The organism is Soonwooa buanensis (assembly GCF_900167905.1).
GTDB lineage: Bacteria > Bacteroidota > Bacteroidia > Flavobacteriales > Weeksellaceae > Soonwooa > Soonwooa buanensis.
Map to the genome: position 1 here is coordinate 39,122 of NZ_FUYZ01000005.1, position 20,692 is coordinate 59,813.

Here is a 20,692-nt window from a genome sequence, read left to right on the forward strand (position 1 = left end):
TCGGTTCGTTTTTTTGTTTCCGATATTTATCCACAGGCATGCTTTTAATTTTATGAATCGCATGAATAATTTTGTTCAAAAAAAATCTACAAAAAGAAAGTTTAAAATTTTCCACTTCTTCAAAAATATTTTAACTTTCCACTTTAATTTGATCGTATGACAGACTACAGAATAGAAAGTGATTTATTAGGAGAATTACAAGTCCCAGCGCAGGCTTATTATGGTGTGCAAACCCAAAGAGCTATTAATAATTTTAAAATTTCTGGACAGACCTTGTCGCAATTTCCTGAGTTTATTAAAGCTTTAGGTTATGTTAAAAAAGGTGCTGCTAGAACCAATTATGAGCTAGGTTTGCTTGATGAAGAACTTTATCAGTATATTGTTAAAGCATGTGATGAGGTTGTTGAAGGTAAATTTGATGATCAATTCCCAATCGATATGATCCAAGGTGGCGCAGGTACATCTGTTAACATGAATGCTAACGAAGTTATCGCTAACCGTGTTTTAGAAATGATGGGAAAATCACGTGGTGATTATCAATTCTGTTCGCCAAATGACCATATCAATTTATCGCAATCTACTAACGACGCATATCCTACAGCTATTAAGATCGCTTTATATAACATGAATGCGATTTTAGTTCAAAAATTAATTAAAACGATTGATGCATTTCGTGCAAAAGGTGTAGAGTTTAACGATGTTATCAAAATGGGACGAACGCAACTTCAAGATGCTGTTCCGATGACTTTGGGACAGGAGTTTGAAGCTTATGCAGCCAATCTTGAAGAAGATATTTCTAAACTAAATAATAACGCACTTCTCTTTGTTGAGATTAATATGGGTGCAACCGCGATTGGTACAGGACTTAATGCGCCACCAATGTATGCAAAACGTTGTGCTCTTAACTTGGCCGAAATTACAGGAATGCCGATGGTAACTGCGCCTAACTTGGTGGAAGCTACGCCTGATACAGGATCTTACGTTATTTATTCTTCGGCGATGAAGCGTCTAGCAGTTAAGATGTCGAAAATCTGTAACGATCTTCGTTTGTTAGCTTCTGGGCCTAGAGCAGGATTTTTTGAGATTAATTTGCCTCCAATGCAACCCGGATCTTCAATTATGCCAGGTAAGGTTAATCCAGTAATTCCAGAGGTTGTTAACCAGGTTTGTTATAAAGTGATCGGTAACGATTTAACAGTAACATTTGCAGCAGAAGCTGGACAGTTACAACTTAACGTGATGGAGCCTGTGCTTTGTCACGCGATTATGGAAAGCAACAACTTTATGAGCAACGCTCTAGATACGCTTCGTGAGAAATGTATTGTCGGTATTACCGCTAATAAAGAGGTTTGTCTTAATATGGTTAAAAACAGTATTGGTATTGTTACAGCTTTAAATCCGTATATTGGCTACAAAAATTCAACTAAAATTGCTCAAGAAGCTTTAGAAACTGGTAAAAGTGTTTATGATTTGGTGCTAGAACATCAGATTTTAACACAAGAAAAACTAGATGCTATTCTTGATCCTGCCAATATGTTGACGCCTCATAATTTATTATAATGTCTAAACTAAAAAAGTTAGTAAAAGCTACCCAAAATATTATTAGTGAACCGAGTTTGCTCAATCTCGTACTAGATGAGAACTCTGTTCGCGAACAAGAACATTTTCAAAAATATCCTAATCTAAAGACCTTGCCATTATTGTCTTTTGACGAATTGTTAGGTGTTCCTTTGGATGTGGATGTTGATTTGTTTGTGCTAGATGGAGGCTCTTTACCAACAGATATTGCGCTTCTTAAGTCTTTGGCTCAAAATAAGAAAAACTATTTTGAGATCGGAACTTGGCGTGGCGAAAGTGTTTGGAATGTTGCCAAAAACATAGATAATTGCTATACGCTTAACCTTTCTAAAAAGGAAATGATGGATTTAGGTTGGAATCCTAAATATGCAGAATTGCATGGCGTTTTGTCGAAAAAGAATCCAAATATTAAGCATCTTGAATCAAATACCAAGACTTTTGATTTTAAATCTTTGAATCAAAAATTTGACCTTATTTTTATTGATGGCGATCATTCTTATGAGATGGTAAAGCACGATACAGAAAAGGTTTTTGAGAATCTAATGCACGAGAATACGATTGTTGTTTGGCACGATTACGCCTACAATCCGGAGAAAGTTAGATATGAAGTTTTCAAAGCTATTTTGGATGCCTTACCGACAGAATTTCATCAACATCTATATCATGTCCAAAATACAATGTGTGCCGTTTTTGTAAAAGGAAATTTTAAAACCAAAACTTTTGAAAGTCCAAAAACGCCAGAATCATTGTTTAAAATTACGGTTAAACAGAATTCATTTTAATAAAATAAATTTTGAAATTTCTTATCATTATTCCCGCGCACAACGAGGAAGCTTGTATTTTGCAATGTTTGGAGTCTTTGGCTCAACAGAGTTTTCAGGATTTTCGTTGTGTTGTGGTTAATGATGGCTCAACAGATTCTACTCAAGAATTGGTTGAAAAGTTTTTATTAAAACATCCTAATTTTTGGATTAAAAATCTTCAAAAATCCGAACATCAACCTGGTGCTAAAGTTGTCCAAACTTTCGAAAAAGGTCTTCAATACGAAGATTTATCCGATGTAGATATTATTTGCAAATACGATGCAGATATTGTTTTTCCACAAGATTATCTTTTTAAAATAAGTCAAGGTTTCGAACAAAATCCCAAATTGGGAATGTTGAGCGGTTTGGTTTATATTCAAAACGAAAAAGGCGATTGGGTTTTTGAAAATTTGTCCTCAAAAGACCATGTTCGCGGTCCTATTAAAGCTTATCGAAAAGAATGTTTCGAAGCAATGAAGGGACTTCGCGCTGTTTTGGGTTGGGATAATATCGATGTCATGTTGGCGCAAAAAGCAGGTTGGGAAGTAGCTACAATCAAAGATTTGTGGGTAAAACATCTTCGTCCAACTGCTTATAAATACAAAAAACAAAAAGCTGAAAAACTTGGCGAATATTTTTACAATATTGGTTTAGATATTCCTCTGGCGATGATTTCATCAGCAAAATCCGCCATGAAATCCAAATCTTTTTCTGAGTTTTTTATTACAATTAAATCTTATTTTAAACAAAATCAAGAGCGTGTTTTGACCAACGACGAGATTCTTTATATTCGTCAACTTCGCTGGCAAACGATGTTTAAAAAATATCTAAAATCAAAGTAAGATGAAGAAAATCGCTTATATTGAACTAGATACGCACGCCGAAATTGCAAAGAATTTTTACGAACTTTTTAAAGATTCCAAAATCTTTGATGTTGATTTTTATTTGTCGGAGAGAGTTTACAAATTGTTTGATGTTAAGTCAAATTCTGTTAAACTTTCGGAACCGAGTATTATTTTGGATCAATTATCCAAACAAAAATATGATTTGGTGATTATCGGGACGGCGCACCGTTATTTTAATACATTTTTAGCGATTCGAGCGAAGTATAATTCAGCGATTATTTGTCACAATCTTAATTTTACAAAAGCTTCAAAAAGTCAATTGTTAAAATCGGTTTTTATCAAAGATTTTCGTTATCGATTAAAATTATTATTAAAAGAAAGTCTGTTATCTGCACCAGCTTTGTACCGAAAAGATCAAAGTCTTTTGGTTTTGGATAAAGCTTTTTCCAATGAGAGATTTCAATATTTAGGTCTATTTTTTAATCAATTTTTAAATGATGAAAATAAAGATGAGGTTTTAAGAATTGTCGTTCCTGGAGCTGCTTCACAAAGTCGTCGCGATTATTTTCATATTTTAGAAAGTCTAAAAAATCTTAATAATCCAACTTGTAAAGTCGAAGTTATTTTTCTTGGAAAAGCGAATTTTGAGATTCAACAAGCGATTGATAATTTAAAACCAGTTTTAGATTCGAAAGTTGAAATCATCAGTTTTCAAGAGAAAGTTTCGCAAGCAGATTTTGATGTTTGGATGCAAAAAGCAGATGTACTTTGGTGTCCTATTCAAAAAGAAACAGAATTTTTGGGCATTCCAGAATTTTATGGAATTTCCAAAATGACAGGAAATATTGGTGATGCAATTAAATTCGGAAAACAGGCTGTTTTTCCATTAAATTATCAAACAGACTTAGATTTTATTTATAACGAAATAGAAGATGTTTGGACACAATTTGAAGATTTAAAACAGCAAAAACTCAATCAATTTTCTGATTTTTCAAAAGAAAAGATTCGTGAGAAAGCTGAACAGGTTTTATTAAAAATGATAAAATAATTCTTTATTTTTCGATTTCTAAATTTTCAAATTCTTAAAACTAGAATCTATGTTTTTAAGTTTAAGAATTAGCCAGTCAGTCACTTACTAATCCCATAAAAATTCCCTAATTTTGTTATCCGAAATTTTGGATACGACATGGATTATTTGAAAGGATTAAATGAGTCTCAATACGAAGCAGTTACAACATTAGAAGGGCCGTTGATGGTTTTGGCGGGCGCTGGTTCTGGCAAGACGCGTGTGCTGACGATGCGCATCGCGCACCTTATTACAAATGGTGTTGACCCTTTCAATATTTTAGCTTTGACTTTTACCAACAAAGCGGCGCGCGAGATGAAAGAACGTATCGCAAAAGTTGTTGGCGAAAGTGACGCAAGGTCGCTCTGGATGGGAACTTTTCACTCCGTTTTTGCAAGATTGTTACGTAGTGAAGCACATTATCTTGGCTTTCCGTCCAATTTTACGATTTACGATACACAAGACAGTCTTAATGTTCTAAAAAAGGTTTTAAAAGAGATGAATATCGATTCTGATGTTTATAAACCTAAAAAAGTACTGGGACGAATTTCACAATACAAAAATAACCTGATTACGGTTAATGCGTACTTCAATAATCCCGAAATAATCGAGGCTGACGAGCGTGCGAATATGAAATTGATGGGCGAAATTTATCGCAAATATGTCGACACTTGTTTCCGATCGGGTGCGATGGATTTTGATGATTTGTTGTTGAGAACCAACGAGTTGTTGACGAGGTTTCCAGAAGTTTTAGCGAAATATCAAGATCGTTTTCGTTACATTTTGGTGGATGAGTACCAAGATACTAACCATTCTCAGTATTTGATTGTCAAAGCATTAGCTTCAAAATTTGAAAATATTTGTGTAGTTGGTGATGATGCACAGTCGATTTACTCTTTCCGTGGTGCGAATATTTACAATATTTTAAATTTCAAAAAAGATTATCCTGACGCGCATACGGTGTCTTTGGAACAAAATTATCGTTCGACTCAAAATATCGTGAACGCTGCTAATGTTGTTATTTCTAAAAACTTACAACAGTTTAAGAAAAATGTTTTCAGCGAAAATGAAGAAGGCGAAAAGATCAAAATCTATCGAAGTCTTTCTGATGCGGATGAAGCGAATTTCGTGGCATCTAATATTTGGGAAATCCGAAATCGTGAGCAACGAAAGTTTGAAGAATTTGCGATTTTGTATCGTACCAATTCGCAGACACGTGCTTTCGAAGATGCTTTGAGAAAACGAAATATTCCGTATCGTGTGTACGGCGGATTGTCGTTTTATCAACGTAAAGAGGTTAAAGATTTAATTGGATATTTACGACTTTTAGTTAACGAAAATGACAGCGAAGCTTTGTTGCGCGTTATCAATTATCCCGCACGAGGTATAGGCGAAACGACTCAGAATAAATTGATTGTTTTTGCTGATCAAAATAATATTTCGATTGCGGAACTGCTGAGTAATTTAGGTTTTTATGCGCCAAGATTAGGACTTAATAATGGTGTTCTTAATAAATTGGGAGAGTTTTGGTCGATGATTAAAGCTTTCCAAGTGATGTTAAAACAAGATAATGTTTATAATGTTGCGATGGAAGTTTCGAAGAGAAGTGGATTAATCAAACTTCTAAAAGATGACCAAACGCCAGAAGGAATTTCAAGGGTTGAAAACGTTCAGGAATTGTTAAACTCGATGCAGGGTTTCTTGGAAGAGCAACAACAATTGGAAGATGGCGACGCAAGTTTGTCAAATTTCCTAGAAAACATCGCACTTTCAGCAGATACACAACGTAATGATGACGAAGAAGATATGGTGTCGTTAATGACGATTCACCTTTCCAAAGGTTTGGAATTCCCTGTTGTACATTTGGTTGGTTTGGAAGAAAATCTTTTCCCAAGCTTTATGAGTAGCTCTTCACGAGAAGAATTGGAGGAGGAGAGACGTCTTTTTTATGTGGCATTGACAAGAGCCGAAAAGCAAGCCTTTTTCACGTATGCAATTTCGCGTTTCCAATGGGGAAAAATTACGGATGCGGAGCCTTCTCGTTTTTTAAGTGAAATCGATTCGGAGTTTCTAGAATTTATTAATCCTGCGATGGAGCGCCGTACAATTAACCGTTCGGGACTTAGTTCTTCAATTTTTGATGAAGCGCCATCTGCCGAAACGCCGTTCTTTAAAAAGAAAGAAGCAAAACGTACGATTGGTTCTACGCCAAAAGAAGAGGCGGTTCCGAAAAATCTAAAACCTGTTGCAACTGCCAGAATCATCAATCCGTCAGGACAATCGTCGCAAGACATCGAAGTTGGAGATCATGTGAGACACGACAGATTTGGCGTTGGTGAAGTCATTTTCTTAGACGGAACAGATCCGAATAATATAAAAGCTAAAGTTCATTTCGCGAACGAAGGCGAGAAAAATTTAATTTTAAAATTCGCAAAACTTACGAAGATTTAATTCCTATATTGCAATATGATTAAAGCTAAAAATATTCATAAATTTTATGGAAGTTTAGAGGTGCTTCGCGGTGTTGATATCCATATCAAACATGGCGAAGTGGTTTCTATTGTTGGAGAATCAGGTGCTGGTAAATCGACATTGTTGCAGATTTTGGGTACTTTGGATACGCCGTCTACACCCAATAAATTTGATACTTCAATTGATTTGGATGGGCAATCTTTTTTAAATATGAAAGATAAGGAATTGTCAAAATTCCGAAATCAAAATATTGGATTTGTATTTCAGTTTCACCAATTGCTTCCAGAATTTACAGCTTTAGAAAATGTTTTGATTCCTGCGAGAATTGCAAACAAAAACTTGAAAGAAGCGACAGATAAAGCGATTTCTATTTTTGAAGATCTTAATATCGAAAGTAGAATGCATCACAAACCAGGACAATTGTCGGGTGGAGAAGCGCAAAGAGTTGCGGTTGCTAGAGCTTTGATCAATTCTCCAAAAATTATCTATGCGGATGAACCGACAGGTAATTTGGACTCGAAAAATGCAGACGATTTACATCAATTATTTTTTGATTTAAGAGATAAATACAATCAGACTTTTGTGATTGTAACCCATAACACGATTTTGGCCGAAAGTACCGACAGAAAGTTGGTGATGAAGGATGGATTAATTGTTTAAGATTAAAACATGCGTTCCTTTTTTACATTTTTTGTATTTCTGTTATTGCTTTCTTGTTCGGATTCGAGTAAAGGGCAAACGAACGCAGATTTAGCATCAAGCAAAAATGTAATTGAATTAAAAAACTTTTTAAAAACCTCAAATTACGATCAAGATTTAGCTTTTTTAATTGATTTTACAAAAGCTTCGGGAGAATTTCGTTTTTTTGTTTACGATCTTAAAAATGATAAAATTCTTGAAAAAGGATTGGTCGCTCACGGTTCTGGTTCAGAAAAAGGAAAAACAAAAAAGGCTCTGAAATTCAGCAACGTAGAAGGTTCTTATTGTTCGTCACTTGGTAAATATGTTGTGGGCGAAAGTTATGTGGGCGATTTTGGAAAGTCTTACAGATTGTATGGTTTGGACGATTCTAACAGCAATGTGTTCGATCGAGCTATTGTTTTACACAAATTAAAATGTGTGCCAGATAAAGAACAAAATGATCCGATTTGTTTTAGTTTGGGATGTCCGATGTTGTCTAATAATTTTTTTAAATTAGTGGAAAAGTATATTGACAATTCGTCGAAGAGAATTATTCTGTTAGCTTATAATTAATTCAAAAAATGAGTATCAAATTCTTAGCTGAAGATGATCGTCCGCGCGAAAAATTTTTACTAAAAGGTAAAAATGCGTTGTCGGACTCGGAGTTGCTTGCCATTATTATGGGAAGTGGCAACCGTGACGAATCTGCTGTAGAATTGGCGCGACGTATTTTGGAAACTGTCGATAACAATTGGCATCAATTGAGTCTTTTGTCTGTTCAAGATTTGATGAAGTTTAAAGGTGTTGGCGAAGCAAAAGCAATTTCCATTGCAACAGCTTTAGAAATCGGAAACAGAAAAGCCTTGCAAGAAGTTCCTGATAAAATACAAATTGGCTCTAGTAATGATGCTTACAAGGTTTTTAAGGTTTTTCTTTCGGAATTAAGACATGAGGAGTTTTGGGTTTTATTTTTAAATCAAAGTAATAAAATCATACATAAATCTTGTTTGTCGCAAGGTGGTATCGCGCAAGCTGTTGTCGATATTCGATTGTTGTTTCGTTCAGCATTAGAACACGTTGCAACTAGTATTATTGTAGCGCACAATCATCCGTCGGGAAGTCTAAAACCTAGTGCCGAGGATATTAAAATAACCAAAGAAATAAAAGAAGCAGGAAAATTATTAAAAATTGAACTGCTAGATCATTTGATTCTTTCGCAAAAATCTTATTTCAGTTTTGCGGACGAAAACATGCTGTAGATATGATTAAAAAAGTAAAATATCAAGATATTGATTTCGAAAAGTATAAAAAATGTTTAGACATTTCAGTACAACGAAAAAGTTATGCTTATCCGCATTATCTTGATGTCGTAGCTGGTAAAGGAAGCTGGGAAATCCTTGTGAAAGGTGATTACGATGCAGTTATGCCAGTGCCGCTACAAAAAAAAATGGGATTGCAATTCGTGATTCTTCCTAAACTTTGTCAGCAACTTGGTGTGTTTTCAAGGTTTGATAATGCTGAAGTTAATCAAAAATTTTATGATGCTTTATGTAAGCATTATGCGGTTTGGTATTATGCTTTTAATGATGTCAATATTTTAAAAACTGATTTAGTTTCAAGGAAGAACTTCTTAATTCCTGTAGGTAATTATGAGGAAATTCGACAAAAGTATTCACCAAAAAGAAAACGTAAATTACGATTAGATCAAGAAGTTTTGGAAAATTCTGAACGTATTTTGGTCACCGATTTTTCCGAAATTAGAAATTTCATTCAAAATAATAGTACTGGTGTTGAAGGCCAAGATTTAGATGAGTTTATTTTGCGTTTTGAGGAATTTCATAAATTAAATTTCGTTAAGTTTTATGGTTTTAAATACCATAACAAATGGATTAATATGATCGCCATGTACGAAGATGACTTTTCGGCGATACTTTTGGGGACCTTTAATGATAAAGAATTTGTTAAACTTAGTGGTGCTTGCGTTTTAATAGACGACGCTATAAGATTAAATGTTGAACATAGAATATTTGATTTTGAAGGGAGTGAGCTTCCAAATGTTGAAGAGTTTTTCCGTGGATTTCGCCCAGAACTAAAGCCTTACCATAGTTTTTCGAATCCTAAATCTAAAGTTATCCAAAAGGCTTTTTTCAAATTGTTTTCTTAGAATTTTCTAATTTATATTAAGCTTTTGTAAAGCAAATAACTTTTATTAAATATTTTAGTAAAAACAAGCATAATTATTATTAATTTTGCAACCTCATTTAAAATGAAAAATGTTCGACTCAGATTATTTTCCTTATGCCGTAACAATCTTGATTGCCATACCTTTTTTGGTATTCGCAAAACAGTTTGTCTATGGCTTTCTTGACCTTAAAAAGAAGGAATTGCAACTGATCTCGGGGAAATCGAATAACGATATTAAATTGCAAGCTTACGAAAGAATGACGCTTTTTCTTGAACGTCTAAAACCTTCGAATCTTGTCATGAAATTTGATAAAAACCTAGCCGTTCATGAGTTTTTATTTTTAGTTGAAAAAAGTATTAACGAAGAGTTTGAGTACAATGCATCGCAACAATTGTACGTTAGCCAAACCTCGTGGGATAATATTTTGACTTCTAAAAATAATGTCATCCAGCTACTTCATAAGACTTACGAAAATCTTAGCGAGGACTCAAAACTCGAAGATTTCAAAACTGTATTCTTAATGAATTATGTTAATGATGAAGACTATATCAGCGAAAGCATAGACGGCTTAAGAAATGATGTTAATAAGTTAATTTAAAGATAAATAGTTTAATAAAATTATGATTCCAAATTTTAAATCGCATCCTTGGCACGGAATTGCTGTTGGACCAGATGCGCCAAACGTAGTAACGGTTTTTGTAGAAATCGTACCCTCTGACACGATCAAATACGAAGTAGATAAAGAAACTGGTTTCCTTAAAGTGGACCGTCCTCAAAAATTTTCTAACATTATTCCTGCGGTTTACGGTTTTGTACCAAGAACTTATTGTGATGAAGAAGTTAAAAAATTAGCTATCGAAAGAGGTTCTACAGACGTTACAGAAGGTGATCATGATCCATTGGATATTTTGGTGTTGAGCTCTCACAATATCCATTCAGGCGGACTTTTGATGGATGCTATTCCAATCGGAGGTTTCAAAATGATTGACAAAGGAGAGGCTGATGACAAGATTATTTCTGTGTTAGTTGACGACCAAGTTTACGGTCATATTCGCGATATTTCAGAACTTCCAAAAGCTGAGGTTTCTAGATTACAACATTACTTTTTGACATACAAAAACTTACCTTTCGAACCTGCAAATTGTAGAATCGATGAGATTTACGGTGCTGATCATGCGAAAGAAGTTATTGTAGCTTCTCAAAAAGATTATGCTAAAAATTACGGCGGATAATTTTTAAAATAAAATTTCAATATTTATAAAAGAGTAGGCATTTTGTCTGCTCTTTTTGTTTTTAATGGATTTTGTTTAAATTTTAATATAGGATCATTTTTAAATTTCAATAAGATTTTAAATAAATTTCTAAATTATTGTTTTTGCTTTAGTATTTGATATTTTTTATATATTTATCAAACCAATCACATTTTTAATATTAAAACAATAAACTATGGATTTATTTTATTTAGTTCCTCTATTTGGAGTAGTCGCCTTATTGTATACTTTTTTTCAGAGTAATTGGGTTAGCAGGCAACCTGCAGGCAATGACCGAATGAAAGAAATTAGTGGTTACATCGCCGACGGTGCGATGGCTTTTTTAACCGCAGAATACAAAGTTCTCACTTATTTTGTCATTATTGTTGCCTTATTACTTGGCTTTATGGGTTTTTCGAATTCTAATTCGCATTGGTCAATCGGTTTAGCTTTCGTTATTGGCGCAGTTTTCAGCGCATTAGCTGGTTTTATCGGTATGAAAATCGCAACCAAAGCCAATGTTAGAACAGCGGAAGCTGCTAAAACAAGTCTTTCTAAAGCGCTAAAAGTTTCTTTCACAGGCGGTTCTGTTATGGGAATGGGCGTTGCTGGTTTAGCGGTTTTAGGTCTTGGTTCATTGTATCTTATTATTAAACATTTGATTGCGCCAGACGCGTTAGTCAATTCTCACGAGATGGAACGCGCTATCGAAGTGCTTACTGGTTTCTCGTTGGGAGCAGAATCTATTGCCTTGTTTGCTCGTGTTGGCGGTGGTATTTATACCAAAGCTGCCGATGTTGGTGCTGATTTGGTAGGGAAGGTAGAAGCGGGTATTCCAGAAGATGATCCTCGAAATCCAGCGACTATTGCCGATAATGTTGGTGATAACGTTGGTGATGTTGCTGGGATGGGAGCCGATTTGTTCGGATCTTATGTCGCAACCGTTTTGGCAACAATGGTTTTGGGAAGAGAGACTTTATCAGTCGATCAGTTTGGTGGTTTTGCGCCAATTCTTTTACCAATGTTAATTGCAGGTCTTGGGATTCTTTTTTCAATCTTCGGAACTTTCTTTGTTAAAATAAGCGATTCTGCGGGGCTTAATCCTTCTAAAGTTCAGAATGCGCTTAACTTGGGTAACTGGGGAAGTATTGTTATCACAGCAATTGCGTGTTACTTTTTGGTTCAATATATTTTACCAGAAAAAATGATACTTCGCGGTTTTGAGTTTACTCGAAATGGCGTTTTCGGAGCAATTATCGTTGGTTTGGTTGTCGGTACACTTATGAGTGTCATTACAGAATATTATACAGCAATGGGCAAACGTCCTGTTAAAAGCATTGTTCGACAATCAAGCACAGGTCACGCGACTAATATTATTGGCGGAATCTCTGTCGGTATGGAATCTACGATGCTTCCGATTTTAGTTTTAGCTGGAGGAATTTATGGTTCTTATTTGTGCGCAGGACTTTATGGTGTTGCGATTGCTGCTGCGGGGATGATGGCGACGACGGCGATGCAACTAGCGATTGATGCTTTTGGTCCGATTGCAGATAACGCTGGCGGAATTGCAGAAATGAGCGAGCTCCCTAGCGAAGTTCGTGAGAAAACTGACATTCTAGATGCGGTCGGTAATACAACTGCTGCGACTGGTAAAGGTTTTGCGATTGCTTCGGCGGCGTTGACGGCTTTGGCATTATTTGCGGCATTTGTTGGGATTGCAGGTATTGATGGTATCGATATTTATCGCGCTGATGTTTTGGCAGGATTATTTGTTGGAGCGATGATTCCGTTTATATTTTCGTCGTTGGCGATTACAGCAGTTGGTAAAGCAGCAATGGCGATGGTTGAAGAAGTTCGACGACAATTCCGTGAAATTCCAGGTATTTTGGAAGGCAAAGCAAAACCCGAATATGAAAAGTGCGTTGCTATTTCTACAGATGCTTCTATTAAAAAAATGATGCCGCCAGGTGCGATTGCAATTTTATCACCTTTAATTATTGGTTTTGCTTTTGGTCCCGAAGTTTTGGGCGGATTTTTAGCAGGTGCAACTGTGAGTGGCGTTCTTTTAGGAATGTTCCAAAATAATGCTGGTGGCGCTTGGGATAATGCTAAAAAATCTTTTGAAAAGGGTGTTGTCGTTAATGGTGAAACTTATTATAAAGGTTCGGATTTACACAAAGCCTCCGTGACAGGCGATACAGTTGGTGATCCATTTAAAGATACTTCTGGACCATCAATGAATATTTTAATTAAATTAATGTCGATCGTTTCTTTAGTAATTGCACCAACATTGGCAAATATGTTTGGGGATAAAATTATTAAAGAACGTTTAGAAAAAATTGAAAACCTCAATTCTAAAATGATTTCTGGTTCTGATCAAAAAATTGAAACTATTGAAGAAAAGCCTGTCGTTTTAGGAACAGTAAATGCTGATGGCGACTTCGTTTACGAACTTGGAGATTTGGAAAAAGTGACATTAAATTCTGGTCAAGAAATTAATCTTGGTGCAAATAGCCAACTTTATGATTTGTATAAAAAACTTAAAGTAAAAGATGCTAGTTTAGTTGATAAAACAGCTTGGTTTACAATTGAAAATCTTTATTTCGAATCGGGAAAAAGTAATTTGAAAGCTTCGTCAGCGACGCAACTTGATAACTTAATTGCGATTATGAAAGATTTTCCTGATTTAAAAATAAAACTCGGTGGTTATACCGATAATACAGGCGATGTTGAAGGAAATAAAAAATTATCTTTAGAAAGAGCAAATGCAGCAAAATTAAAGATGACAGAGTCCGGAATTGCTGGCGACCGTATCGAAACCGAAGGTTATGGACAAGAGCATCCCGTATGTGAAGCGAATGATACGCCAGATTGTAAAGCCAAAAATCGAAGAATTGATGTCCGCGTGACAACATTATAGTTAGTAGTTTTGGAAGAGAAAGTCGACGAAAGTCGGCTTTTTTGTTTAGAGTCTGTTTAAATTTTATTGCTAAAATTTTCAGAGCTAATTTGAGATGAATTTTTCGTTTGATACATGAAAATTTAGCAGGCTAAATAAAATATATCAAATTAAAAATTGGCCTAAAGGAGCCTGAAATTTAGCAAAGATTTTTTGTAGTAGCATTAAAGAACTTCGTTAAAATTTAAAAAAGACTCTGAGGTTAAAAATTGGATAAAGATTTTAAAATTCAAATATATTCCCTATTTTTGAGCAATGGAAAATTTCGTTGTTTCAGCTAGAAAATACCGTCCGCAGGAGTTTGATACAGTTGTTGGTCAATCTCACATTACAGATACTTTGGAGCATGCAATTGATGAAAATCAATTAGCTCAGGCATTGTTGTTTTGTGGACCTCGTGGTGTTGGTAAAACGACTTGTGCGAGAATTCTGGCAAGAAAAATTAACGAAAAATCTGGCGCTAGCGATGATGATGGATTTGCTTTAAATATCTATGAGCTCGATGCTGCGTCTAACAACTCGGTAGATGATATTCGAGAATTAACGGATCAAGTGCGATTCGCACCACAAGTTGGGAAGTTCAAAGTCTATATTATTGATGAGGTTCACATGTTGTCAACGGCAGCTTTCAATGCTTTTCTTAAAACTTTGGAAGAACCGCCTGCACACGCAATTTTCATTTTAGCAACAACGGAAAAACACAAGATTATTCCGACGATTTTATCACGTTGTCAGATTTACGATTTCAAAAGAATCACCATCGAAGACATCCAAGATCATCTTAGAAAAATAGCTGATAAAGAAGGTGTAACTTACGAAGACGACGCACTTTATATGGTTGCGCAGAAAGCGGATGGTGCTTTGCGTGACGCTTTGTCGATTTTTGATAGATTGTCAACTTTCTCTCAAAAGAATATTACTTTAGAAAAAGCGGCGGAAGTTCTTAATATCCTTGACTACGACCAATATCTTAATATTGTTGATTTAGCAAAAGAGAACAAAATTCCAGAAGTGTTAACCGCTTTTGATACCATTGTTAAAAAAGGATTCGATCCGCATGTTTTTATTGCTGGATTGGGAAGCCATTTCCGTGATTTGATGATGTCGCAAAATCCTCAAACTTTAGCATTAATCGAAGTTGGGGAGAAGACGAAACAAAAATTCTTTGACCAAAGTCAAAAATGGACGGCGCAACAGTTAATCGACGCCATCGAAATTTGCAACTTTGCGGATATTAATTATAAAAATTCTAAAAATCCACGTTTGACTGTCGAGATTGCTTTGATGCAACTTTCGAGTCTTACAGCTGGCTTGGAAGCTAAAAAAAAAAGTTCTTAATATTAGCGCCACTTCTTCAAGCTAATCTTAAAACACCAACGACTTCGACGCCACAAGTTCCTCAAAATAAAGTACAAACTGAGGTTAAAAAATCTGCGCCTACTTTTCCTGAAGAGCGTCCAAAAGTTGAAAAAGCATCAAAACCTTTGCAACAACAAGCGAAGCCTTCTGAGTTCAGCATTAATGCGTTTATGAACAAGAAAGAGGAGACGGAAGAGCTTTTTGCACCAGCTGAGGAAGATTTACCAAAAGAGCATTTTTCGCAGCCTGATGTCGAAAGAGAGTGGAAGGCTTTCCTTCTTAAATTATCGAAAATAGATTCGGTAGCTTATAATGCAATTAACAATTTTAGACTGACAAAAACCCACGAAGATCAAATTGAAGTGTTATTTTCATCTTCAACAGCGAAAGCAGAATTCGATAAAGTTGCTGGAGAATTTGTAAATCATTTTAAACATAAAGTGAAAAATTATGGAATAAAGCTTCACTTTAAAGAAGATAAAACGATTGTTCAGGAAGTGATGACGAAGAAAAAATTATTCGAAAAATTCGCTGAGATTAATCCTGTTCTAAAGGATCTTAACGATTTGATGCGTTTTGATTTGACTTAAAATTTTTATCCAAATTTCATTTATTTAAAAAAAATGAAAAAAAATACTTTGTATTTGCTATAAAGTTTTACCTTTGTCTTGTATTTCTGCCCAAGTGTGGTAGATGATTTAATCAAAAATAGCTAATAAAACCTTTGTAATAAAGGAATTATCAATGGAATCAAACCATTTTCCATATTCAACAACTTTAGAATCTGCCTTTACTTTTGGTGGATTGTTTAGCTTTTTTGGTGCTTATTATTTTAGAAATTTTGGAAGTTCTTACCGATATTATTGGTACAGCTAACTAAATTTCTTTCTCAAAAAAAAGTGCGTTTTTCGCATTTCTGTAATCATTTAAGATTTTTTTAAACGACATTTTTTTGGAAAAGAATTATAAATCCTCATTTATAACAGATTAACACGTGTATTAACTCAGCAAATATTTAGATAAAATGAACTTAAACGAACTAGAAAATAATTGGATAAAAGGCTTCGAAAAACCTGTCATTATTGCAGGTCCTTGCTCTGCGGAAAGTGAAAGCCAGATGTTGGAAACAGCTAAAAGACTTAAAGAAAGTGATGCCGATGTTTCTGTATTCCGTGCTGGAATTTGGAAACCTCGTACCAAGCCAAACGGCTTCGAAGGTGTTGGCGTTATCGGTCTTAATTGGCTTAAAAAAGTGAAAGAAGAATACGGTTTCAAAACGGCGACGGAAGTGGCAAATGCACACCATGTTTTTGCAGCTTTAGAAGCGGATGTCGATGTCCTTTGGATTGGCGCGCGTTCAACAGTTAATCCTTTCACGGTTCAAGAAATTGCGCAAGCACTTCGTGGTATTGATAAACCAGTTTTGGTGAAAAATCCAGTGAATCCAGATTTGGCTTTGTGGATTGGTGCCTTAGAAAGACTTTTAGGTCAAGATGTTAAAAATTTAGGTGTTATCCACCGCGGTTTCTCAACTTACCAAAAGACAAAATACCGTAATATCCCGAACTGGCAAATTGCTTTAGACTTCAAACATCAATTCCCGAATATTCCTATGTTTATCGATCCGTCGCATATTTGCGGAAACAGAACTGGATTGGCAGGCGTTACACAGGAAGCTTTCAATGTTGGTTACGAAGGTGCGATTATTGAAAGTCACTGTAATCCTGATGAAGCGTGGAGTGATGCTTCGCAACAGATTACACCAGAAGTTTTGGCGGATATGATTAACAGTATCCAGATTCGTAAATCTGATATTTCTGGTTACGAAGACGAAATGGGAAAACATAGAACTTTGATTAGTGATTTGGATTTCCAATTGATCGAGTTGTTGTCGCAACGTATGAAGATTTCTGAGAAAATCGGAACTTTGAAAAAAGAAAATAACATTGCGATTTTCCAGCCAGAACGTTGGAGAATTATTGCAGATTATGCCGCTCAAAAAGCCAATGAATCTGGGATGAGTCATGAGTTTATCGAAAAAGTTTTCAAAGCGATACATGAAGAATCGATTGAAGTTCAGAATAAAATTATGATTAATAAATAAGCGTTTTTAACGTCAAATTTTTAAACTTCACTTCTATGATGTTGATTTTGCGAGAGCGATTAGAAATCCTTAGCTTTGTCAACGTTCTAAAAGTGAAGTTTTTTATTTAAAATTAATGCAAGGAATCGTCATTAAATCCACGGGAAGTTGGTATCAGGTTTTGGAGGAATCTGAGAAAAAAATCTACGAAGCACGCATCAGAGGAAAATTCAAATTGATAAAAACCAGATTGACAAATCCTTTGGCAGTGGGCGATTCGGTGGAGTTTACTTTGGAGCAAGATGACATTGCGTGGATTACTAAAATCTTTCCTCGCAAGAATTATATTATTCGCAAGTCGGTTAATCTTTCTAAAGAAGCGCACATTATCGCTTCTAATATGGATTTGGCTTGTATTATTTTTACGCTAAAACATCCTGAGACTTCTTTGGGGTTTCTAGATCGCTTTTTGGCGTGTTGTGAATCTTATGATATAAAACCATTAATTTTATTTAATAAAGTTGATGTGTTATCTGATGAAGAGTTGGAAATCTTAAACGAGATGCAAGCAATTTATAATGAAATCGGTTATGATAGTCTCGAAATTTCTTCTTATGCTCATCTGAATCTTGAAGTTTTAAAAGATTTTATTAAAGATAAAACGTCTTTGTTTTTCGGTCATTCGGGAAGTGGAAAGTCAACTTTGGTGAATGCTTTGCAACCTGATCTTAATATTAAAACTGGCGAAATATCGGATGTTCACCTTAAAGGAAAACACACGACGACGTTCGCACAAATGCACTTTTGGAATTTTGGAGGAAGTGTAATCGATACGCCGGGTGTTCGAGAGTTTGCGCTCATCGATGTTGAAAAAGAGGAGATTCAACATTATTTCCCTGAGATTTTTAGAATGTCACAGAATTGTAAGTTTCATAACTGTTTACATATTAACGAACCTAAATGTGCGGTTCTCGAAGCTGTCGAAAATGGCGTAATCGAAGGCAGTCGCTATATCAATTATCTAAAATTGATGGAAGAAGCGGAAGAACAACAAATGAAATAATTTTTTTATTTCTAAAATGTTTTCAAGTACAATTTGATAATAAAAAAAAGGATAACAACTTGCGTTATTATCCTTTGTAATATGTTTAATGTAGAATTATTTCATATCGTACATCATTAATGCTGTGATAAGTTTTGGTTCGATGTAGGTGCACTTTGGCGGCATCTTAATCTTTTTATCCGATATCTTTATCAAATCTTGAAAGCTTACAGGATAGACTCCAAAACCAGCTTCGTACTTTCCAGAATCTACTTTTTCCTTAATTCTTTCGATGCTTTCTTTGGTTGAGTTACCTTTGATGTAATCTGTTTTTTCAGCACGTTTTTCTTCGGTATCAAGTTTTAAAATCTTTTCAAAAACATACTTTTCGAGCAGATAATGATCCATGTCATTAACTTCTTTCTCGGAAAGACGTATATCGTGTTTAACATGAAGACTGTAGAATTTACCATCCAAATACATGCTAATATGGAATTTCTGAGAAGGGTAGTAGATCTCTTCGCCTTTCTCATGGATTTGGAAATCTTGCGCCAAAGCTTCGAGTAAAGCTTCTTTACCTACACCATTTAGATCTTTTAAAAGTCTATTGTAATCGTGGATTTTAATCGATTGGTTGGATACGATAAAGCTGTATACAAAGTTGAAATGTTCGCTGCCAGAATATTTTTTATTTTTTTCGCGAAGACGTTTTGCATGCTCGCCAACACTTCCGATACGGTGGTGACCATCTGCAATGTAGAACGAATCGATAGGATCTAATACTTCTTTAAATTGTTGAAGCTTTAGGCGATTGTCAATTTTCCACATTTTGTGTCTTACGCCACGATCATCAAGGTAGTTAAGGATTGGCACGTTTTTTTGCTCGTGGGACATTAGAAGTTCCACTTTTGCGTTAGCATTATAAGTTAAAAGTACAGGTTCTGCTTGGATGTGTACTTTCTCAAGATAATGTGCCATTTTCATTTTACGTTCAGTAATGGTAGACTCATGTTTTTTAATCTTACCATTAAAGAAATCATCGACACTTACTAAACCAAGAAGACCTCGGAAGCTATGCTTATTTGGCATAATCTGCTCGTACAAGTAGTAAGAAGAATCGTCTTGCATTAATTTTTTTGCATCCAGTAGCTCTTCAAAGTTGGTGCGAACTTTTCTCAAGTTGCGGTCAACATCTTTAGATTTGCTGACAACAGCAGGTTTTATCATTTGGACATAAGAATCCTCAACGTTGGCTTTGTTGTTAATTTCGTCCTGCGAATAGTTGTCGAGAGAAGGTGTAGGGAAGATGTCCAAAATCTCTGGACGAGGTCTTACACCTCTAAAAGCTTTGAAAGTTGGCATTATTCTAATTCCTTTTTGATGTTGATGATTTGGTCAGCAAGCTCTAACCCAATACGCTCTTGCGCATCTATGGTATTACCACCAATATGCGGTGACAATGATAAAGCTGGATTCATAAGTAGCGGTAATTCTGGTTTTGGTTCGCTTTCGAACACGTCCAAAGCGGCACCAGCTACTTTTCCGTTCTCAATATAGTCTACTAGAGCCACTTCGTTAATAACACCACCACGCGCTGCATTAGCTATAAAGACGCCATCTTTCATCATTTCGAATTGAGGCGCGTCAATAATATAAGACTTCAGTTTGCTTGTGTTAACTGTGATAAAGTCTGCTTTTTGTAGGACTTCATCTAAAGTTACAGATTTTATTTCAAACTTTAAGCTTTGACCATCAAAAAAGTTAAGTTCTACGGCCTCTGTTTTTGGTGTTCTGTTATAAGCAACAATATTCATTCCTAGAGAAATCCCTAGTTTAGCCACTTCTATACCTATTTTACCAAGACCAATGATACCTAAAGTTTTTCCTGAAAGTTCATAAGCTTTTGCAAATGATTTTTTAAGGCTATCAAATTTAGTATCACCTTCTAGAGGCATTAGTCGATTAGACTCGTGAAGGTTTCTCGCTAATGAAAAGAAATGTGCAAAAACCAACTCTGCTACAGATTTGCAAGAAGCAGTTGGTGTGTTAATGACATAAAGGCCTTTGTCAATTGCGTATTCTACATCGATATTGTCCATCCCGATACCACCTCTACCAATAATCTTTAGGCTAGGTGCAGCATCGATAAGTTCTGCACGTGCTTGCGTTGCACTTCTTACCAATAATACATCAACTTGGTTATCGTTGATGAACTGCGTAAGTTGCTCAGGAGCGACACGATTGGTAAGCACTTCGATACCTGCGTCGGTTAGTCTGTCTACTGCGGATTGAGAAATCCCATCATTTGCTAGAACTTTCATTGTTTAATGTTTGGTGTTGATGATCAGTTGCCTGATACGTTCTGTTTA

Annotated in this window: 19 protein-coding genes; 17 read left to right on the forward strand and 2 right to left on the reverse strand. The window is 35.4% G+C overall.

Annotated features, from left to right (window positions below; translation table 11 throughout):
• The first annotated feature begins 156 nt into the window (after positions 1-156).
• The 17 genes from aspA to rsgA all read left to right on the forward strand — a co-directional run bounded on the left by aspA (position 157) and on the right by rsgA (position 18,344).
• Positions 157-1,560, forward strand: a complete 1,404-nt coding sequence (gene aspA, locus B5X62_RS08350; RefSeq protein WP_079666975.1) for an aspartate ammonia-lyase — start codon at positions 157-159, stop codon at positions 1,558-1,560.
• Positions 1,560-2,360: a class I SAM-dependent methyltransferase gene (locus tag B5X62_RS08355; protein WP_079666976.1), complete on the forward strand. Its 801-nt coding sequence runs from the start codon at positions 1,560-1,562 to the stop codon at positions 2,358-2,360. Before aspA ends, B5X62_RS08355 begins: the two co-directional genes overlap by 1 nt.
• Before the next feature lie 11 nt (positions 2,361-2,371).
• Positions 2,372-3,223, forward strand: coding sequence for a glycosyltransferase family 2 protein (locus B5X62_RS08360; protein WP_079666977.1), 852 nt, complete (start codon positions 2,372-2,374; stop codon positions 3,221-3,223).
• A gap of 1 nt (position 3,224) precedes the next feature.
• The gene (locus tag B5X62_RS08365; protein WP_079666978.1) at positions 3,225-4,274 is read left to right on the forward strand and encodes a hypothetical protein; all 1,050 of its coding nucleotides are present in this window, start codon (positions 3,225-3,227) and stop codon (positions 4,272-4,274) included.
• A gap of 138 nt (positions 4,275-4,412) precedes the next feature.
• Complete coding sequence (locus B5X62_RS08370) at positions 4,413-6,743, forward strand: ATP-dependent helicase (RefSeq protein ID WP_079666979.1); 2,331 nt, start codon at positions 4,413-4,415, stop codon at positions 6,741-6,743.
• 15 nt (positions 6,744-6,758) lie between these two features.
• Complete coding sequence (locus B5X62_RS08375; protein WP_079666980.1) at positions 6,759-7,424, forward strand: ABC transporter ATP-binding protein; 666 nt, start codon at positions 6,759-6,761, stop codon at positions 7,422-7,424.
• Positions 7,425-7,433: 9 nt separating this feature from the next.
• Positions 7,434-8,018, forward strand: a complete 585-nt coding sequence (locus B5X62_RS08380) for a murein L,D-transpeptidase catalytic domain-containing protein (RefSeq protein ID WP_079666981.1) — start codon at positions 7,434-7,436, stop codon at positions 8,016-8,018.
• Positions 8,019-8,026: 8 nt separating this feature from the next.
• Positions 8,027-8,704: a RadC family protein gene (radC, locus tag B5X62_RS08385; RefSeq protein ID WP_079666982.1), complete on the forward strand. Its 678-nt coding sequence runs from the start codon at positions 8,027-8,029 to the stop codon at positions 8,702-8,704.
• A 2-nt stretch (positions 8,705-8,706) separates the two neighbouring features.
• Entirely contained in the window at positions 8,707-9,609 is a 903-nt protein-coding gene (locus B5X62_RS08390; RefSeq protein WP_079666983.1) for a hypothetical protein, read from the forward strand.
• Between the two features lie 109 nt (positions 9,610-9,718).
• Positions 9,719-10,228: a DUF7935 family protein gene (locus B5X62_RS08395; protein WP_079666984.1), complete on the forward strand. Its 510-nt coding sequence runs from the start codon at positions 9,719-9,721 to the stop codon at positions 10,226-10,228.
• A 22-nt stretch (positions 10,229-10,250) separates the two neighbouring features.
• Entirely contained in the window at positions 10,251-10,862 is a 612-nt protein-coding gene (locus B5X62_RS08400) for an inorganic pyrophosphatase (RefSeq protein WP_079666985.1), read from the forward strand.
• A gap of 214 nt (positions 10,863-11,076) precedes the next feature.
• Entirely contained in the window at positions 11,077-13,800 is a 2,724-nt protein-coding gene (locus tag B5X62_RS08405) for a sodium-translocating pyrophosphatase (protein ID WP_079666986.1), read from the forward strand.
• Positions 13,801-14,094: 294 nt separating this feature from the next.
• Positions 14,095-15,177, forward strand: a complete 1,083-nt coding sequence (gene dnaX, locus B5X62_RS08410; RefSeq protein WP_079666987.1) for a DNA polymerase III subunit gamma/tau — start codon at positions 14,095-14,097, stop codon at positions 15,175-15,177.
• Between the two features lie 191 nt (positions 15,178-15,368).
• Positions 15,369-15,788, forward strand: coding sequence for a hypothetical protein (locus tag B5X62_RS08415; RefSeq protein ID WP_079666988.1), 420 nt, complete (start codon positions 15,369-15,371; stop codon positions 15,786-15,788).
• Positions 15,789-15,942: 154 nt separating this feature from the next.
• Complete coding sequence (locus B5X62_RS15720; RefSeq protein WP_262507647.1) at positions 15,943-16,074, forward strand: hypothetical protein; 132 nt, start codon at positions 15,943-15,945, stop codon at positions 16,072-16,074.
• Positions 16,075-16,222: 148 nt separating this feature from the next.
• Positions 16,223-17,302 (forward strand): chorismate mutase, encoded by a 1,080-nt coding sequence (locus B5X62_RS08420; protein WP_079666989.1) that lies wholly within the window; start codon positions 16,223-16,225, stop codon positions 17,300-17,302.
• Positions 17,303-17,417: 115 nt separating this feature from the next.
• Positions 17,418-18,344, forward strand: coding sequence for a ribosome small subunit-dependent GTPase A (gene rsgA, locus B5X62_RS08425; protein WP_079666990.1), 927 nt, complete (start codon positions 17,418-17,420; stop codon positions 18,342-18,344).
• A 96-nt stretch (positions 18,345-18,440) separates the two neighbouring features.
• On the opposite strand, the gene B5X62_RS08430 is transcribed toward rsgA, so the two are convergent.
• Together B5X62_RS08430 and B5X62_RS08435 are read right to left on the reverse strand one after the other, a co-directional pair.
• The gene (locus B5X62_RS08430) at positions 18,441-19,685 is read right to left on the reverse strand and encodes a DUF1015 domain-containing protein (RefSeq protein WP_079666991.1); all 1,245 of its coding nucleotides are present in this window, start codon (positions 19,683-19,685) and stop codon (positions 18,441-18,443) included.
• Positions 19,685-20,644, reverse strand: a complete 960-nt coding sequence (locus B5X62_RS08435; RefSeq protein WP_079666992.1) for an NAD(P)-dependent oxidoreductase — start codon at positions 20,642-20,644, stop codon at positions 19,685-19,687. Before B5X62_RS08435 ends, B5X62_RS08430 begins: the two co-directional genes overlap by 1 nt.
• Positions 20,645-20,692: the final 48 nt, after the last annotated feature.

Bases quoted from the DNA above. Each gene is read 5' to 3' on its own strand.
- B5X62_RS08355 (WP_079666976.1), top strand. From the start codon at position 1,560: ATGTCTAAACTAAAAAAGTTAGTAAAAGCTACCCAAAATATTATTAGT.
- B5X62_RS08405 (WP_079666986.1), top strand. From the start codon at position 11,077: ATGGATTTATTTTATTTAGTTCCTCTATTTGGAGTAGTCGCCTTATTG.
- B5X62_RS08390 (WP_079666983.1), top strand. From the start codon at position 8,707: ATGATTAAAAAAGTAAAATATCAAGATATTGATTTCGAAAAGTATAAA.
- dnaX (WP_079666987.1), top strand. From the start codon at position 14,095: ATGGAAAATTTCGTTGTTTCAGCTAGAAAATACCGTCCGCAGGAGTTT.
- B5X62_RS08400 (WP_079666985.1), top strand. From the start codon at position 10,251: ATGATTCCAAATTTTAAATCGCATCCTTGGCACGGAATTGCTGTTGGA.
- B5X62_RS08365 (WP_079666978.1), top strand. From the start codon at position 3,225: ATGAAGAAAATCGCTTATATTGAACTAGATACGCACGCCGAAATTGCA.
- B5X62_RS08395 (WP_079666984.1), top strand. From the start codon at position 9,719: ATGTTCGACTCAGATTATTTTCCTTATGCCGTAACAATCTTGATTGCC.
- B5X62_RS08430 (WP_079666991.1), bottom strand. From the start codon at position 19,685: ATGCCAACTTTCAAAGCTTTTAGAGGTGTAAGACCTCGTCCAGAGATT.
- B5X62_RS08370 (WP_079666979.1), top strand. From the start codon at position 4,413: ATGGATTATTTGAAAGGATTAAATGAGTCTCAATACGAAGCAGTTACA.
- B5X62_RS08375 (WP_079666980.1), top strand. From the start codon at position 6,759: ATGATTAAAGCTAAAAATATTCATAAATTTTATGGAAGTTTAGAGGTG.
- B5X62_RS08415 (WP_079666988.1), top strand. From the start codon at position 15,369: ATGAACAAGAAAGAGGAGACGGAAGAGCTTTTTGCACCAGCTGAGGAA.
- aspA (WP_079666975.1), top strand. From the start codon at position 157: ATGACAGACTACAGAATAGAAAGTGATTTATTAGGAGAATTACAAGTC.
- B5X62_RS08380 (WP_079666981.1), top strand. From the start codon at position 7,434: ATGCGTTCCTTTTTTACATTTTTTGTATTTCTGTTATTGCTTTCTTGT.
- radC (WP_079666982.1), top strand. From the start codon at position 8,027: ATGAGTATCAAATTCTTAGCTGAAGATGATCGTCCGCGCGAAAAATTT.
- B5X62_RS08435 (WP_079666992.1), bottom strand. From the start codon at position 20,644: ATGAAAGTTCTAGCAAATGATGGGATTTCTCAATCCGCAGTAGACAGA.
- rsgA (WP_079666990.1), top strand. From the start codon at position 17,418: ATGCAAGGAATCGTCATTAAATCCACGGGAAGTTGGTATCAGGTTTTG.
- B5X62_RS15720 (WP_262507647.1), top strand. From the start codon at position 15,943: ATGGAATCAAACCATTTTCCATATTCAACAACTTTAGAATCTGCCTTT.
- B5X62_RS08420 (WP_079666989.1), top strand. From the start codon at position 16,223: ATGAACTTAAACGAACTAGAAAATAATTGGATAAAAGGCTTCGAAAAA.